Below are 16,268 nucleotides of genomic sequence, written 5' to 3'. Positions count from 1 at the left end.
CCCTGATGATGTCACATCATCAGGGGAAACCGATCGAGCTTTTAACCCGCTGCATCGCGGCTTTTATCGTCCGGGCTGTCCGTGTCGTCACCACCCTGACTCTTCTCCACTTCCTGCGGATGTCCCATTGAAAGTGCGGCGGCACTGGCGGGATCGAACAGTGACAGACTCTCTATCTGATCAACCATGATCACTTTACGGAATGACATCGCATCTTTGGGTTTCGAGTCGAGCGTGATGTCATGCTCGGCGTACCACTTGCTGTAGTTATGTTCCACCGCCAGCTTCAGCGTCTTGCTGTCGCGGTATCCGCTGAGCATCGGGATCAGCACGATGTTTTTAGTGCTCTCATATTCAAACGTCGAGGCATGAATCATGCCGATGTAAATGCGGCGCGACTTCATCGTAATCCACGCGAGTTCGCCCTCTTCCATGCACTGAAACAGCAGTTGTTCCACGCCATTGGAGCGTGACAGTTGCTGATAGAGATCTTTACGACCTGTAACGTTCAGTCGTGCACTGCCTGCCCAGTTTGAGCGATAAAGGCAGAGCAGGATGGAAAAGGCGAGCATGATTACGACTGGTGCCTGGATGCCCAGGAAGCTCCAGTTCATAAACTCTACCTGCCACTTCAGATGCACGCCGGGGATCATCTGAACGGCATTAGCAATGCCGGAAATACAGAGCAGCAGTAACCAGATGATGCCGGTGGCGAAGACACCCTGAAGAACAAAAATACAGCCGTAGAGCGCGACCAGAAAGTAGACATCCCAGCCCGACGAGCGACGGATTTTAAAGCGGCTGTTTAAATCACGGCTGGTGTACCAGTAACCACTGACCATCAACACCATAAATATTGCGGTACCCACCTCACACTCCCTTTAACGTATTCACGTGGCGGGCAAAATCTTCATGGACTTCCTCGCTCAGCGTGTTGACCGAGATATTGCCGTTTTCATCAATAATGATGCGCTCACCTTCAGCAATTGAGTCGTTGATATCCTGACGGGTCATGATCTGCAAAAACTTCTCGGGACTGGCAAAGACCGACTTAATAATTTTAAACATAGCGATCCCATTGTTGGCCTGAAAATTGAAGTATGTGACTGAATCCACACTCTTGCCTGTTTAATTTCGGGTGAAATTTCTTAAAATCAATTAATTAGCGAAGCGGCAGCCAAACAGTCAAAGCCGTTTTTCACTGAAATCTTCAACATAACCAGCAGCCTGGCGTCACCGCATCGCATTTTACGGGGCGGGCCTGCGACGACGTGAAATCACCTCTCCGTCAGGAAGCGCTAAGCTCAATGGTTAGCCCTTTTCTGTCACCCTGTCTGAAACGCATCGAGGAAGGTTTGCATGAAACAACGAACACTGGGCCGTACCGGTCAGCGCGTCTCTGAAATTGGCTTTGGCGCATGGGCCATTGGCGGAACCTGGGGAGAAGTGAGCATGGAGGATGCCAAAGCCGCGCTGAATGCTGCGCTGGATGCAGGCATCACCTTTATTGATACTGCCGATGTCTATGGCGATGGCCGCTCCGAAAAAATTATTGCAGAGGTGCTGAATCAGCGCGGCGGTGAACGCCCGTTTGTGGCCACCAAGCTGGGGCGTCGCCTGTCACCACACGTGGCTGAGGGCTACAACGCCGAAAACCTCAACGCCTTTATCGATCGCTCACGGGAAAATCTGCAGACCGACACGCTGGATCTGGTGCAGCTACATTGCCCACCGACGGAGGTTTACTACAACCCGGACGTGTTTGCGGTGATGGATGAGATGGTCGCCGCCGGAAAAATCCGTCACTATGGCGTCTCCGTTGAGAAAGTCGAGGAAGGCCTGAAAGCGCTGGCATTTCCCAACGTCTCGTCGATTCAGCTGATCTACAACATTTTCCGTCAGCGTCCCGCGGAACTGCTGTTGCGTGAAGCGAAACGCCGTGATGTGGCGATCATTGCCCGTGTGCCGCTGGCTTCAGGCCTGCTGACCGGCAAAATGCGCGCCGACAGCGTGTTTGCCGCTGACGACCATCGCACCTTTAACCGTAATGGCGAAGCGTTCGATAAAGGCGAGACCTTCTCCGGTGTGCCTTATGAGGTGGCACTGGAGGCGGTGGAGGAGATTCGCCGCTTTGTTACGGGCGACACCACCATGGCGATGTTTGCACTGCGCTGGATCCTGATGAACGAAGATGTCAGCGTGGTCATTCCTGGCGCGAAAAATCGTGAGCAGGCTGAAGCCAATGCCCGCGCCAGCGACGTCGGTGCACTCTCTGAGGATACGATGGCGGCGCTGAAGCAGATCTATCAGGAGAAGATTGCGCCGCACGTGCATCAGCGCTGGTAAATGCGCGTTACAACGCCTGGGCGCACGCCCAGGCGGAACTCCAGGCCCACTGGAAGTTATATCCCCCCAGCCAGCCGGTGACATCGGCCACTTCACCAATAAAGTACAGCCCCGGCACCGCGCGCGCCTCCATGGTTTTCGAGGAGAGCTGCGTGGTGTCTACGCCGCCCAGTGTCACTTCAGCTGTGCGATACCCCTCGGTGCCGTTTGGCTGAATGCGCCAGGCATGCAGCGTTTGCGCCAGTTCAGTTTGCTGTTTGCTGTTGAGCTGTTTCAGGGTGATATCCGGCACCACTTTGAGTGCCTGCAATACTTCCACCAGACGCTTCGGCAGGATTTTCGCCAGACTGTTTTTCAGGCTGAGATTCGGATGCGCTTCACGCTGCGCCGTCAGAAACGCCTCAAGCGGCGTAGCGGGTAACAGGTCGATGGTGACGAATTCGCCGGGCAGCCAGTAGCTGGAGATTTGCAGTACCGCGGGGCCGGAGAGCCCACGGTGAGTGAACAGCATCGCCTCTTTAAAGCGGGTACCATCCTGCGCATCGATGGTGGTGTCCAGCGCAACGCCTGAGAGCGTCTGTAATTGTTCCAGCAGTGGCTTATGCAGCGTAAAGGGCACCAGAGCCGCCCGGGTCGGATACACATTCAGACCAAATTGCTCTGCAATTTTGTAGCCAAACGGCGTGGCACCCAGGCCTGGCATCGACAGACCACCGCTGGCAATCACCAGTTTTTTCGCCTGAACCGTACTGCCGTTGAGTTGCAGGGTGTAGCCGCTTTCATCGCGCTCAACACTGATCACTTCACTGCGCAGTCGAAGGGTGACATTGCCCTTGTCACATTCGGCCAGCAGCAGATCGACAATTTGCTGAGCAGAGTCATCACAGAAGAGCTGGCCCAGGGTTTTTTCATGCCAGGCGATACCGTGGCGATTAACCAGATCGATAAAATCCCACTGGGTATAACGCGCCAGCGCGGATTTACAGAAATGAGGATTGTGCGACAGATACGCCGCCGGTTCAGTGTAGAGATTGGTGAAGTTGCAGCGGCCACCGCCCGACATCAGAATCTTGCGGCCTGGCTTTTTGCCGTTATCCAGTAGTAACACGCTCAGTCCGCGCTGCCCGGCCTGGGCGGCACAGAACAGCCCTGCGGCTCCGGCACCAATGATGATAACGTCAAACTGTTCCACTGCGTTCACTCACTTAACTGGAAAGGCGCAGATTGTAGTGATCTGCTCACCCGGACGCCAGCGTCAAAAAATTGCCGTAAATGTGTCATATTGTATCTGACTAATATCTAACCCTTTTTCACTGAGTAACCCGTTCGCTCTGCGAAGAAAGGTTAAATTAGCGCTATATTTTCCTTTCCCATACAGCACGTTGTCGCGGATAATGCGCCGCGTTCATGTCCTCCAAAAATGGCGTAACGTTTATGCTACATCTGTTTGCTGGTCTAGACCTCAGTACTAGCCTGTTATTGGTTCTTGCCCTGCTGTTTGTATTGTTTTACGAAGCAATCAACGGTTTCCACGACACGGCCAACGCAGTTGCGACGGTCATCTATACGCGTGCCATGCGTGCCCAGCTTGCTGTGGTTATGGCGGGTGTATTCAACTTCCTTGGCGTACTACTCGGTGGATTGAGTGTTGCCTACGCTATTGTTCATATGCTTCCCACCGATCTGTTGCTGAATGTTGGATCGGCTCACGGTCTCGCCATGGTGTTTTCTATGCTGCTGGCGGCGATTATCTGGAACCTCGGCACCTGGTATCTCGGTCTGCCGGCCTCCAGCTCCCATACACTGATCGGCGCGATTATCGGTATCGGTCTGACCAACGCCCTGATGAGCGGAACCTCGGTGGTTGATGCACTCAACATTCCGAAAGTCCTGAACATCTTCCTTTCTCTGATCCTGTCGCCGATTGTCGGCCTGGTGATGGCGGGCGGGTTAATCTTTATTCTGCGTCGCTACTGGAGTAATACTAAAAAGCGTGCGCGTATTCATATGACGCCTGCTGACCGCGAAAAGATCGACGGCAAGAAAAAGCCGCCGTTCTGGACCCGTATCGCCCTGATTGTTTCGGCAATTGGCGTGAGCTATTCGCACGGTGCGAATGACGGTCAGAAGGGCATTGGCCTGATCATGCTGGTCCTGATTGGCGTGGCGCCGGCTGGTTTCGTCGTGAATATGAATGCCTCCGGTTATGACATCACGCGCACCCGCGATGCCGTCAACCATCTGGAACAGTATTACCAGCAGCACAACGCGTCACTGACACATATCATCCAGATGGCACCGCCTAAGTTGCCAACACCGGAAGAAGTGCCGGCAACCAGCCCGCAGGAGTTTCACTGTGACAGCGCGCGAGCACTGCAGGCAGTGCAGCGTGCGCAGGTGTTGCTGAACAATCTGCAGAGCTACGATCAGCTGACCGTTGATCAGCGTGGTCAGATGCGTCGTCTGCTGCTGTGTATCTCAGACACCGCCGATAAAGCGGCCCGTCTGCAGGAAACCACGCCAGATGACAAACGCTTCCTCAATAAGCTGAAAAGTGACCTGCTTGGCACCATCGAGTACGCGCCTATCTGGATTATTGTGGCCGTGGCGCTGGCGCTGGGCACCGGTACTATGATTGGCTGGCGTCGTGTTGCCACCACCATCGGTGAGAAGATTGGTAAAAAAGGCATGACCTATGCGCAGGGAATGTCAGCCCAGGTGACAGCAGCGCTGTCGATTGGTATTGCCAGCTATACCGGCATGCCCGTCTCTACCACGCATATCCTCTCTTCATCGGTAGCCGGTACCATGCTGGTCGACGGTGGCGGATTGCAGAGCCGGACTATCAAGAATATCGCCATGGCGTGGATCTTCACCCTGCCGGTTTGTATTCTGCTGTCAGGTTCGCTCTACTGGATTGCCTTGAAACTGGTGTGATGCCAGCTGACAAAAGGGCGACGCAAGTCGCCCTTTTTTAATGCCAGATCGCCAGCGCCACCAGACTGATAACCACCAGCCCACACAGCGCACTGGTCAGAACAAACTGTCCCCGCACCCGTTCACAGCGCCGGATAAACTCATCGTCGTGGTGATCAAGATAGCGTTTTGCCCAGATATAAGTGACCAGCCGCACCTGTTTACTCGGCTGACCGTGAGAGGTGAAAAACCCCGCCCCATCGACATACTGATACAGCAGTGGATCACAACCCCGTAATACCGCCAGTAGCGCGCGCAGCGATGAAAAATAGCGTGCCATATTCACGATACACACCACACAAAGAGCCCAGAAAAGCGCAATAGTGCTGATCATATTCCCCCCTCCCAGCTGGAATCGCAGCAACAGACTCAGTGTCTGGCACTGAATCCGCCTGCAGAAAAAACCAGCCACTGAATCTCCGGACTGCGAAAATTTTCGACCCCCTGAGCGGCTGCGAACCGGACCGCCTTTTCTCAGTGTAGGAGAATTCTTTACATTTTTTCCAACGATGATTTTCGTTCAGCGCGAGTAAATCTGGCATAGCCTTGATCTTATTCATAAGCCAGACGGCAACAGCAGCATTTACAATGAGAGAAGGCTATACTCAGACTATAACAACATCATCACCTGCAACGCAGGTTGACACTTTGGTGGCGCTCATCGCCCGCTCGCGCAAGGGACTTCGCTAAGCTGTGACGCGGCAGGAACACCGGATGCCATCCTTAATCTCGTGAAAGGAGTTTTATCATGGCTTATAAACACATCCTGATTGCAGTAGACCTTTCTCCCGAAAGCCAGTTGCTGGTGGATAAGGCTGTCTCGCTGGCGCGTCCCTACGATGCCAGAATTTCCCTGATTCACGTTGATGTGAATTATTCTGACCTCTATACCGGCCTGATTGATGTCAACTTAGGGGATATGCAGAAGCGTATTTCTGAAGAGACGCATGCCGCACTGAAAGGGTTGTCAGATGCGGCGGGCTATCCGATCAGTGAGACACTGAGCGGCAGTGGTGACCTCGGCCAGGTTCTGGTTGATGCCATCAAGAAATATGACGTTGACCTGGTGGTGTGTGGTCATCATCAGGATTTCTGGAGCAAGCTGATGTCCTCAGCCCGTCAGTTGATCAATACCGTGCATATCGACATGCTGATTGTGCCGTTGCGCGATGAAGACGAGGCGTAATTCAGACGCTTAACGAAATGAATAAAGCCGGCGCGACGCCGGCTTTTTTTATACGTTCAGAGCGGGGGATAGATATCAAAGCGATGGCTTTTGGTGACCACAGCCGCCTGTGTCACGACACCCGCCAGCGGCGGTGCATAGTCTGGTCGTTTGACCACAATACGCTTTTTCGCCAGTCGACGAGCCGGTTCCAGTAACGCATCCGCATCTTCATCCGGCCCGACCAGCGACTGAAACACCCGCATCTCCTTTTTCACCAGTGCACTTTTCTGGCGATGGGGATACATCGGATCGAGATAGACCACATCTGGCTGCGGCGTAATATCGCCCAGGGCCTGCGCGCTGGCCGCGTGAATCAGCGTCAGACGATCGCGCAGCCAGGGGCCAATTTCCGCATCCTGATAACCGCGCTGCAGACCATCTTCCAGCAGCGCAGCCACCACCGGATGGCGCTCCAGCATCCGCACCCGGCAGCCGAGCGCCGCCAGCACAAACGCATCACGCCCCAGTCCTGCCGTCGCATCCACCACATCCGGCAGATAACCGCCTTTAATGCCCACCGCTTTGGCGACAGCTTCGCCGCGTCCACCGCCGAAACGACGGCGATGCGCCATCGCGCCGGTGACGAAATCAACAAAAATACCGCCCAGCTTAGGCTCATCACGTTTACGCAGTTCCAGGTGCGTTGAGGTCTGCACCAGCGCCAGCAGCGCATCTTCATCGTGCTCCAGCTGCCAGCGCTGCGCTAAACGTGATAAGGCGCCGTCTCCGGCGCCTGATTCATCGAGCAAACAGATTTTCACAAACTGACTTATCCCTGAATGCCGTAATGTTCCAGCATCGCATCGAGTTGCGGTTCACGACCGCGGAAGCGTTTGAACAGCTCCATCGGCTCTTCAGAACCGCCACGCGTCAGGATGTTATCCAGGAAAGACTGACCGGTTTCACGGTTGAAGATCCCCTCTTCTTCGAAGCGGGAATAGGCATCCGCTGCCAGCACGTCTGCCCACAGATAGCTGTAGTAACCCGCCGCATAGCCACCGGCAAAGATGTGGCTGAAGGCGTGCGGGAAACGGCCCCATTCCGGACTCGGAACGACCGCAACGCGGCTTTTCACTTCGCGCAGGGTTTCCAGAATCTGCGCGCCCTTCTCCGGATTAAACTCGGTGTGCAGACGGAAATCGAACAGGCCGAACTCCAGCTGACGCAGGATAAACAGCGCGGCCTGGTAATTCTTCGCCGCCAGCATTTTATCCAGCAGTTCTTTCGGCAGCGGTTCGCCAGTCTCAAAGTGACCCGAGAGAAACGCCAGCGCATCCGGTTCCCAGCACCAGTTTTCCATAAACTGGCTTGGCAGTTCGACCGCATCCCATGGCACACCGCTGATACCGGAAACGCCAGGCGCTTCGATGCGGGTCAGCATGTGGTGCAGGCCATGACCAAACTCATGGAACAGAGTAATCACTTCGTCATGGGTGAACAGCGCAGGTTTGCCTTTCACCGGGCGGTTAAAGTTACAGGTCAGGTAAGCGACCGGCTTCTGCAGGCTGCCATCGGCTTTACGCATCTGGCCCACGCAGTCATCCATCCACGCCCCGCCACGTTTGTGCTCGCGGGCGTAGAGATCGAGATAGAAGCTGCCGCGCAGTTCGCCGGTTTCATCGAACAGATCGAAGAACTTCACGTCCGGATGGTAAACCTCAACGTCGGTACGCTGCTTCGCGCTGATGCCATAAATGCGTTTAACCACTTCAAACAGACCGGCAACCGCACGCTCTTCCGGGAAGTAAGGACGCAGTTGCTCATCGCTGATGGTATAGAGATGCTGCTTCTGCTTTTCGCCGTAATAGGTAAGATCCCACGGATTCAGTTCAGTGACGCCATGCTCTTTTTGGGCGAAGGCGCGCAGTTGCTCCAGCTCTTTTTCACCCTGCGGACGGGCGCGTTCAGCCAGGTCATTCAGGAAGTCGATCACCTGAGACGGGCTTTGCGCCATTTTGGTCGCCAGTGATTTATCGGCGTAGGAGTCGAAGCCCAGCAGCTGTGCCAGCTCGTGACGCAGCGCCAGCTCTTCCGCCATGATAGGTCCGTTATCCCACTTACCGGCATTCGGACCCTGATCGGAGGCGCGCGTTGCATAGGCGCGATACATCTCTTCACGCAGCGCCGCGTTGTCGCAGTAGGTCATGACCGGCAGATAGCTTGGGATATCCAGCGTCAGCAGCCAGCCGTCCTGCTCTTTGGCTTCAGCCTGGGCTTTCGCTGCCGCCATGGCGCTTTCCGGCATACCGGCCAGTTCACTTTCATCGGTGATCAGCTTGCTCCAGCCCATGGTGGCATCAAGCACATTGTTGCTGTAAGCCGAACCCAGCTCCGAGAGACGCGCGGCGATTTCGCCATAGCGTTGCTGTTTATCTTTTGGCAGGCCAATACCGGAGAGTTCAAAATCACGCAGGGCGTTATCGACCGCTTTCTTCTGCGCCAGATCCAGAGCCGCGTACTGATCACCCTCTTTGAGATTGCGGTACGCCTGATAGAGGCCTTCATGCTGACCGACCCAGGTGCTGTATTCAGAGAGCAGCGGCAATGTCTGCTCATAGGCTTCACGCAGTTCCGGGCTGTTTTTTACCGCATTCAGATGGCTGACCGGTGAAAAAATGCGGCTCAGACGATCGTCGGTTTCCGCCAGCGGCTGAACCAGATTATCCCAGGTATAGGGCGCACCCTGCGCCACAACTTTTTCGACTTCTGCGCGGCATTGGCTCAGCACTTCCGTCACGGCAGGAACAACATGTTCAGGCTGGATGGCAGAAAAAGGGGGAAGCGTAAAAGATGTCAGTAGCGGATTGGTCATAGCGCAGTCCTTTAGAGATGTATGGGGCGCAGCGGGTCGCGCAACGCAATCTAAGTAACATGCGGCTTAGTGTAGCGAAAATCAATGGCAGCCAGGATGAGGTGGGGAAGAAACGCGCGGATGATCGCACGGAAGATGCCTGCTTTTGTCTGATGCCTGAAATCCTGGCGGGCGCGCCGGGCAGATTTTGCGGCCGGTTTACCCGCCTGAAAACCGCAAACTCAGCTCGTCACCCTGAACCGCACTCTGCAATCCCGATTTGTTATCACGCTTCTGGCCCATCAGCGGGTCATCCCTGATATAATCGCCGATTCTCATGCTTTTCCTGCGTCGGTTGCTGTGCGTCGTTCTGTGGGTAATACGTGGGGTAATAATTGGTATAAATTGATTTTCCATCAATTAAAACCTTATACATTCAACAGGATAAACAATGCTGAGTTATCGCCATAGCTTCCATGCTGGCAACCACGCCGACGTGCTGAAGCACACCGTTCTGAGCCTGATCATCACGGCGCTGAAAGAGAAAGAGAAACCGTTTTTCTACCTGGATACCCATGCAGGCGCAGGTCGCTACCAGCTGAGCGGCGAGCACGCCGAGCGTACCGGTGAATATCTGGAAGGCATCTCACGTATCTGGCAGCAGCCCGATGCGCCTGAATTGTTGCAGCCCTATTTTGATGCGATTCGTGCGCTGAACCGCAGTGGCACGCTGCGCTACTATCCTGGCTCGCCGCTGATCGCCCGTCATCTGCTGCGTGAAGATGACAAGCTGCAACTCACTGAGCTGCACTCCAGCGACTATCCGCTGCTGCGTAACGAATTCAGCAAAGATAACCGCGCGCGCGTCGATCGTGCCGACGGTTATCAGCAGTTAAAATCGAAACTGCCACCGCCGTCGCGTCGCGGTCTGGTGTTGATTGATCCGCCGTATGAGATGAAAAGCGACTACCAGGCGGTAGTGAAAGGCATTCAGGAAGGCCATAAACGCTTTGGCACCGGCGTCTTTGCACTGTGGTATCCGGTGGTGTTACGCCAGCAGATCAAACACATGCTGCGCGACCTGGAAGCAACCGGCATCCGCAATATTCTGCAGATCGAACTGGCGGCCCGTCCGGACAGCGATCAGCGCGGCATGACCGCTTCCGGCATGATCGTGATTAACCCACCGTGGAAGCTGGCCGATCAGATGAATACCCTGCTGCCGTGGCTGCACCAGAAACTGGTTCCGACCGGAACGGGTCACTATGCGGTAAATCAGATCGTTCCTGAATAAATCCTCATGTGGATTCTGCTGGCAGGTGCGCTGGGCGCCCTGCAACCCGCCCGGCGGCTGGCGCTACTGCTGTTAGCGCTCGTCGCGCTGCTGGGATTTTATCATCAGGTTCTGACCTGGCCGGTCTTGCCGCTGCTGGGCGGGATCGCCGCACTGGTCGCGCTGCGCCGCTTTGACCCGATCCGTTCCCGCCAGCAAATCCTGAGCGAAGCGCTACTGGTGCTGATTTCGCTGGGCTTGTTTCTCCATCTTTTCCCTGGCTTTAACAATCCCCTCCAGGTCGATGAGGTGCAGACGGGTGCCCGGAGCCTGCCGTTCAGTTTCTCCTTCAACGCCGATAAAGCGCTGATCCCCTTTGTGCTGCTGGCCTGCCTGCCGACGCTGTTCCGTGCTCGTGCCTGCCCGCCGCGTTATCCGTGGATTGCCGCACTGACGTTAATCGCCGCCGTGCCGCTGCTGCTGTGTAGTGCCGTGCTGCTGGGTGGCCTGGCATTTGAGCTTCACAATCCACCATGGCTGCCCGCGTTTATGCTGGCGAATCTGTTCTTTGTCTCGCTGGCCGAAGAGGCGCTGTTCCGGGGCTATCTGCAACAGCGGCTGAGAGAGTCGCTGGGAGCGATGCCCGCGCTGCTGATCTGCTCGCTGCTGTTTGGGCTGGCACATATCCAGGGCGGCGTACTGCTGGTGGTATTCGCCTCCCTGGCCGGGCTGATTTACGGTCTGGCGTGGCACTGGAGCGGCCGGTTGTGGCTGGCGACCGCCCTGCACTTTGCCCTTAACCTCACCCATCTGCTTTTCTTTACCTATCCGGCACTGCATCACTAAACAGTGAATACGGCCAGATCCGAGGCCAGCTCGGTGCGGGGGAAAATCGTCTGGCACTCCGCCAGCAGGCGGCTCATGTCCTTTGCCAGATAGCGGGAGCTGAAATGGGTGGCGATCAGTCGCTTTGCCCCGGCGCGTTTTGCCACGTCGGCGGCCTGCAGGGTGGTGGAGTGCCCGCGTCCGTTGGCTTTCTCCATCATCGCCGCCTCCAGCGTGGTTTCATGCACCATCAGGTCAACATCCGCCGCCAGTTGCAACGCGACGTCGGTCGGTGCGGTATCGCCAAAAATGGCCAGCTTTTTGCCGGGTGTCGCCGGGCCAAGATAGTCAGCGCCGTTGATTATCCGCCCATCTTCCAGCGTCACACATTCCCCCTGCTTCAGCTGCTGGAACCACGGGCCACGGGGCACGCCTTCCGCTTTCAGCCGCGCGGCATCCAGCAAGCCGGGTTTATCGTGCTGTTCAATGCGATAGCCAAAACACGCCACCGGATGGCTCAGCGGCCAGGCACTGATACGAAACTCACCGTCATCCAGCGTCCAGCCCGCCTCAATCTCAACAAGGCTCAGCGGGTAGTCGGTGTAGGAGCCGCTGATCGACAGCGCCGTCTCAACAAAGGTCTTTAATCCTTTAGGGCCATAGACCGTGATCGGTGAGGTCAGTCCGGCCATCGACCGGCTGGTGAGTAATCCCGGCAGCCCGAAAATATGATCGCCATGCAGATGGGTGATAAAAATCTTGTCCAGCTTGCCCGGTTTCAGGCTCGAGCGCATAAACTGTAATTGCGTGCCTTCCCCGCAGTCAAACAGCCAGGTTTCACCACTCAGTGCGCGGGTAAAAGCAATGGAGGTCACGTTACGTTGCAGGCTGGGAGCACCGCCGCCGGTGCCAAGAAAAGTAAGGTGCATGGTATGCTTCCCTGTAAGCGAGTGAAAAAACAGAACCCTATTACAATCATAGGCGCAAACTTTGCGTCATTTCGACCTCCAGCGTTACACTCAACCCCAATTTTTTATGCAACCGGATGGATACTTCAATGACCCGACATTTCGACTATCTCGCCATTGGCGGCGGCAGCGGCGGCATCGCCTCAATTAACCGTGCAGCTATGTATGGCCAGAAATGTGCCCTGATTGAAGCAAAAGAGCTGGGCGGCACCTGCGTAAACGTGGGTTGCGTGCCGAAAAAAATCATGTGGCACGCTGCACAAATCGCCGAAGCTATCCATCTCTACGGGCCGGATTATGGCTTTGACACCACGGTGAATCGCTTCGACTGGGCCACACTGGTGAAAAACCGCAGCGCCTACATCGACCGCATCCATAACTCTTACGACAACGTGCTGGGTAAGAACAAGGTTGAAGTGATCAAAGGCTTTGCCCGCTTTGTCGATGCGCACAGCGTTGAAGTTAACGGCGAGATTATTACGGCTAACCATATTCTGATCGCCACCGGCGGTCGTCCGGTTCACCCCAATATTCCGGGTGCGGAGTACGGCATTGATTCCGACGGTTTCTTTGAGCTGGATGCCCTGCCAAAACGCACCGCCGTGATCGGCGCGGGCTACATCGCGGTCGAGCTGGCCGGCGTGGTAAATGCGCTGGGCTCAGAAACCCATCTGTTCGTGCGTAAACATGCACCACTGCGCAGCTTCGATCCGCTGCTCACCGAGACGCTGGTCGAAGTGATGAACACGGAAGGCCCGGCGCTGCACACCGAATCCATTCCAAAAGCCGTGATTAAAAACAGCGATGGCAGCCTGACGCTGCAGCTGGAAAACGGCAGTGAATATATTGTCGATTGTCTGGTCTGGGCGATTGGCCGTGAGCCAGCCAACGATAACCTCAACATCGAAGCTGCGGGCGTGGCGCTGAACGACAAAGGCTATATCAATGTCGACAAGTTTCAGAACACCAATGTCTCAGGCATTTATGCTGTGGGTGACAACACCGGTGCGGTTGAGCTGACACCGGTGGCGGTTGCCGCTGGCCGTCGTCTCTCTGAGCGTCTGTTTAACAACAAACCGGACGAGCATCTGGATTACAGCAATATTCCGACCGTTGTATTCAGCCATCCACCGATTGGTACCGTGGGACTGACTGAGCCACAGGCGCGCGAACAGTATGGCGATGACCAGGTGAAGGTCTACAAATCGTCGTTCACCGCCATGTACACCGCGGTCACCCAGCATCGCCAGCCGTGCCGCATGAAGCTGGTCTGTGTGGGTGCCGATGAGAAGATTGTTGGTATTCACGGCATCGGATTCGGCATGGATGAGATGCTGCAGGGCTTCGCCGTGGCACTGAAAATGGGTGCGACCAAGAAAGACTTCGATAACACCGTGGCGATCCACCCGACCGCAGCGGAAGAGTTTGTGACAATGCGCTAGTAACTCACCTCATGCGCATCCGTTACCCGCTGAAACGTTGTTCTGCGGGTAACGGCCTTAATTAAAATAGGTTTCCCGCAACGGCGTCAGTGCCGCGCCCAGTGCCGAACTGTCTCCCTCAATGGCGCTTAGCAGAATATCCGGATATTCCGCAGAAATGTCCCAGCGTTTACCCGAACACGTCCGCGGCATGGCTAAGAACATTTCGCCCAGCTTCCGGGGAATTTCGCCTCCTAAGATAATGGCCGCGGGATCGATCACCGCATTCATGGCATCCATTGCCCGATGCAGGTTTGGCGTTACCTCTTCTACCCACTGTTGCGCAATCGGCCAGGCCGGATCGAATTTATGATTGAGATCGCGAATATCTTTAATTTCAATACCGCCGTGACGTAACCGATCGATCAGGATCCCCAGAGCCGGCCGCAGCTTGCCCTCTTCCGGCGTAAAAATACGGCTGATCTCCCCCGCATTACCAAATGCCCCCTGGAACGGTTTACCGTTAATCACGATGCCACCGCCGAATCCATAATTAAAAGAGAGATAACCAAACGTATCGTATTTCAGCCCGGCGCCTAAAAAGGCTTCAGCGTGCGCCGCCGTCGTGGCGTTATTTTCAATCCATACCGGTCGATCAAATAACATGGTAATTTCACGACGCAGATCGATACCCATCCAGTTTTTTAAAGGTTCAGGCGGATTGAAATACTTTCGGGAATCATAAAGAAAGCCCGCCATGCTGTATCCCACACCACAGACTTTTTCTGGCGAAATATCGTATTGTTTTAAGGTATCCAGATAGTGATGTTTGATATTGAGTAAGGTACGGGCAGGGTCGCGCGGATGCGTATCCAGTACGCAGTATTCTGTAATACCGCCCCGGAAATTAATCAGGCTGGCGGCAACACTGTCCGAGTTAATAGAGATACCGTAACCATAACGTGCATTCGCATTCAGTGATAACGACGGGCTGGGCTTGCCTCTTCCCTGGGACGGCGATTCCCCCAGGCTGAGAAAGCCATTTTCGGTCAGCGTATCAACAATACGGTGAACAGATGACTGATTCAGAATGGTCTGCGAAACCAGTGAGGAGCGGGAAATGCCATCGTTACGGCGGACAAGCTCCAGAATGAGTTTTTCACTGCGATTAAGTTCGACATCATGACCAGCGGAATATCCATGAACCACAGCGTTGTCCTCACCATATTTAATAATGGGTTCTGTTAATACCCTAGCATGCTTTTATGCATGACGAATAGTAAAGGGCCCTGCCTTTATGTTTTCGTAAAATGTGCTGATTTTCAGCCTCTCCTGCCCTGCTTATCGCGATCATAAAAGCATCATAATAGTGAAACATAGCAGAGAGACACTCTAATATCATGCAGTGAGCATTATATTAAAAGCGAGCCTGATGTCCGGATGGGTATTTTCGCTGTGCACTGGGTTTTGCCTCCATACACACGCTTCTTTTTATGCATCAGGTAAACAATGGAAACGCGCTTAAAGGTTGCTGAACGTATCGCACAAGAGGCTTCACTTTTGGCTCTGGACTATTTCAGACAGCTGAGTGAATTAGAGGTCTGCGAAAAAAGGCCGCAGGATGTCTTCAGTGAAGCCGATCGGGAAGTGGAAAATCTGATCCGGCAGCGTCTGGGAGATCATTTCCCACAGGATCCTGTTATCGGTGAAGAGTATGGCGGTGAGCTCAGCGCCAGCTACTGGTCTGTTGATCCTATTGATGGGACCAGTAACTTCCTGCGCGGCTCGTCATTGTGGGGGATTTCTGTTGGCTATGTGCAGGATGGCGAGCCGGTTATGGGCGTGATCGTCCATCCCGTTTTAAACCTCATGCTGAGCGGCGGCAAAGAGAGAGGTGTTTATCTGAATGGTGAACCCTTTGAACGGCCTGTGATCGCCGGGGGGCTTAAAACCGTGGCGATTGGCGACAGTCCATCATGGGATTTCACCCATCAGCTCTGTATTGAAAAGGCCTATCGGGACGACGGCTGGAATGTTGTGCGCTATCGCTGTGCCACCGTCGGTTTAACCTTTAGCGTGCTGGGTTACGTCGACGGTTATCAGGAATGTTTTAGCAGCATGTGGGACGTTTCTGCGGGCTATGCCCTCTGTAAAGCGGCGGGACTGGATGCGCATCTTGCCGGCACACAGGAAAAAAGCAGCACACATGTGAGTGTCGGCACGCCCGAAATGAACCGCCTTTCTGCCCGGTTTATCCCTTATCCTCGTTTTACGCCTGCCTGACCACGCATTTCCCCGGACTTACCTTATCACTGCATTTCAGGACAGCGTCTCCCCGCTGTCCTGCCCGCTGTGCGCGCTCTGCCAGAGCATCTTAACCCTCTGAACTTAATATTAATCATAATGCATTAAAATAATTAGCGCGTTAAACATACGATTT

Annotated in this window: 15 protein-coding genes; 7 read left to right on the top strand and 8 right to left on the bottom strand. The window is 54.8% G+C overall.

Features of this window, described 5'->3' with window-relative positions; all coding sequences use genetic code 11:
* Positions 1–41 precede the first annotated feature (41 nt).
* Positions 42–869, bottom strand: a complete 828-nt coding sequence (locus KTJ90_RS01345; RefSeq protein WP_438476529.1) for a hypothetical protein — start codon at positions 867–869, stop codon at positions 42–44.
* Between the two features lies 1 nt (position 870).
* Positions 871–1,068 (bottom strand): hypothetical protein, encoded by a 198-nt coding sequence (locus KTJ90_RS01340; protein ID WP_438476527.1) that lies wholly within the window; start codon positions 1,066–1,068, stop codon positions 871–873.
* Positions 1,069–1,359: 291 nt separating this feature from the next.
* Here KTJ90_RS01340 and KTJ90_RS01335 point away from each other — a divergent pair, with 291 nt between their 5' ends.
* Entirely contained in the window at positions 1,360–2,346 is a 987-nt protein-coding gene (locus KTJ90_RS01335) for an aldo/keto reductase (RefSeq protein ID WP_008926310.1), read from the top strand.
* 7 nt (positions 2,347–2,353) lie between these two features.
* On the opposite strand, the gene KTJ90_RS01330 is transcribed toward KTJ90_RS01335, so the two are convergent.
* Entirely contained in the window at positions 2,354–3,538 is a 1,185-nt protein-coding gene (locus tag KTJ90_RS01330; protein WP_485523567.1) for a BaiN/RdsA family NAD(P)/FAD-dependent oxidoreductase, read from the bottom strand.
* A 242-nt stretch (positions 3,539–3,780) separates the two neighbouring features.
* Between KTJ90_RS01330 and pitA the strand changes: the two genes are divergently transcribed.
* On the top strand, positions 3,781–5,283 hold the full coding sequence (gene pitA, locus KTJ90_RS01325; RefSeq protein WP_139364727.1) for an inorganic phosphate transporter PitA: 1,503 nt from the start codon (positions 3,781–3,783) through the stop codon (positions 5,281–5,283).
* Between the two features lie 37 nt (positions 5,284–5,320).
* Here pitA and uspB read toward each other — a convergent pair whose 3' ends face one another.
* Entirely contained in the window at positions 5,321–5,656 is a 336-nt protein-coding gene (gene uspB / locus KTJ90_RS01320) for a universal stress protein UspB (RefSeq protein WP_003852126.1), read from the bottom strand.
* 414 nt (positions 5,657–6,070) lie between these two features.
* On the opposite strand from uspB, the gene uspA reads away from it, so the two are divergent.
* Entirely contained in the window at positions 6,071–6,508 is a 438-nt protein-coding gene (gene uspA, locus KTJ90_RS01315) for a universal stress protein UspA (protein WP_003852123.1), read from the top strand.
* Positions 6,509–6,564: 56 nt separating this feature from the next.
* Here the strand turns inward: uspA and rsmJ are convergent, their stop codons facing one another.
* Together rsmJ and prlC are read right to left on the bottom strand one after the other, a co-directional pair.
* The gene (gene rsmJ, locus KTJ90_RS01310; RefSeq protein ID WP_003852121.1) at positions 6,565–7,311 is read right to left on the bottom strand and encodes a 16S rRNA (guanine(1516)-N(2))-methyltransferase RsmJ; all 747 of its coding nucleotides are present in this window, start codon (positions 7,309–7,311) and stop codon (positions 6,565–6,567) included.
* A gap of 8 nt (positions 7,312–7,319) precedes the next feature.
* Positions 7,320–9,362 (bottom strand): M3 family metallopeptidase, encoded by a 2,043-nt coding sequence (prlC, locus tag KTJ90_RS01305; RefSeq protein WP_499025861.1) that lies wholly within the window; start codon positions 9,360–9,362, stop codon positions 7,320–7,322.
* A 430-nt stretch (positions 9,363–9,792) separates the two neighbouring features.
* On the opposite strand from prlC, the gene KTJ90_RS01300 reads away from it, so the two are divergent.
* Complete coding sequence (locus KTJ90_RS01300; protein ID WP_078805112.1) at positions 9,793–10,635, top strand: 23S rRNA (adenine(2030)-N(6))-methyltransferase RlmJ; 843 nt, start codon at positions 9,793–9,795, stop codon at positions 10,633–10,635.
* Positions 10,636–10,641: 6 nt separating this feature from the next.
* Positions 10,642–11,460 (top strand): CPBP family intramembrane glutamic endopeptidase, encoded by an 819-nt coding sequence (locus KTJ90_RS01295; protein ID WP_499025859.1) that lies wholly within the window; start codon positions 10,642–10,644, stop codon positions 11,458–11,460.
* On the opposite strand, the gene rnz is transcribed toward KTJ90_RS01295, so the two are convergent.
* A complete protein-coding gene (gene rnz / locus KTJ90_RS01290; protein ID WP_337028753.1) occupies positions 11,457–12,368 on the bottom strand; it encodes a ribonuclease Z in 912 nt (303 codons plus the stop codon). The genes KTJ90_RS01295 and rnz overlap by 4 nt on opposite strands.
* 128 nt (positions 12,369–12,496) lie before the next feature.
* On the opposite strand from rnz, the gene gorA reads away from it, so the two are divergent.
* A complete protein-coding gene (gene gorA, locus KTJ90_RS01285) occupies positions 12,497–13,849 on the top strand; it encodes a glutathione-disulfide reductase (protein ID WP_008926318.1) in 1,353 nt (450 codons plus the stop codon).
* A gap of 57 nt (positions 13,850–13,906) precedes the next feature.
* On the opposite strand, the gene KTJ90_RS01280 is transcribed toward gorA, so the two are convergent.
* Positions 13,907–15,037 carry an ROK family transcriptional regulator gene (locus tag KTJ90_RS01280; protein ID WP_008926319.1) on the bottom strand — a complete coding sequence of 377 codons (1,131 nt, stop codon included), beginning with the start codon at positions 15,035–15,037 and terminating at the stop codon, positions 13,907–13,909.
* Between the two features lie 300 nt (positions 15,038–15,337).
* On the opposite strand from KTJ90_RS01280, the gene KTJ90_RS01275 reads away from it, so the two are divergent.
* On the top strand, positions 15,338–16,111 hold the full coding sequence (locus KTJ90_RS01275; protein ID WP_008926320.1) for an inositol monophosphatase family protein: 774 nt from the start codon (positions 15,338–15,340) through the stop codon (positions 16,109–16,111).
* The last annotated feature ends 157 nt before the right edge of the window (positions 16,112–16,268 follow it).

This window comes from Pantoea jilinensis (assembly GCF_019104105.1).
GTDB classification, from domain to species: domain Bacteria; phylum Pseudomonadota; class Gammaproteobacteria; order Enterobacterales; family Enterobacteriaceae; genus Pantoea; species Pantoea eucalypti.
This window is presented reverse-complemented; position numbering and strand designations above follow the sequence as displayed.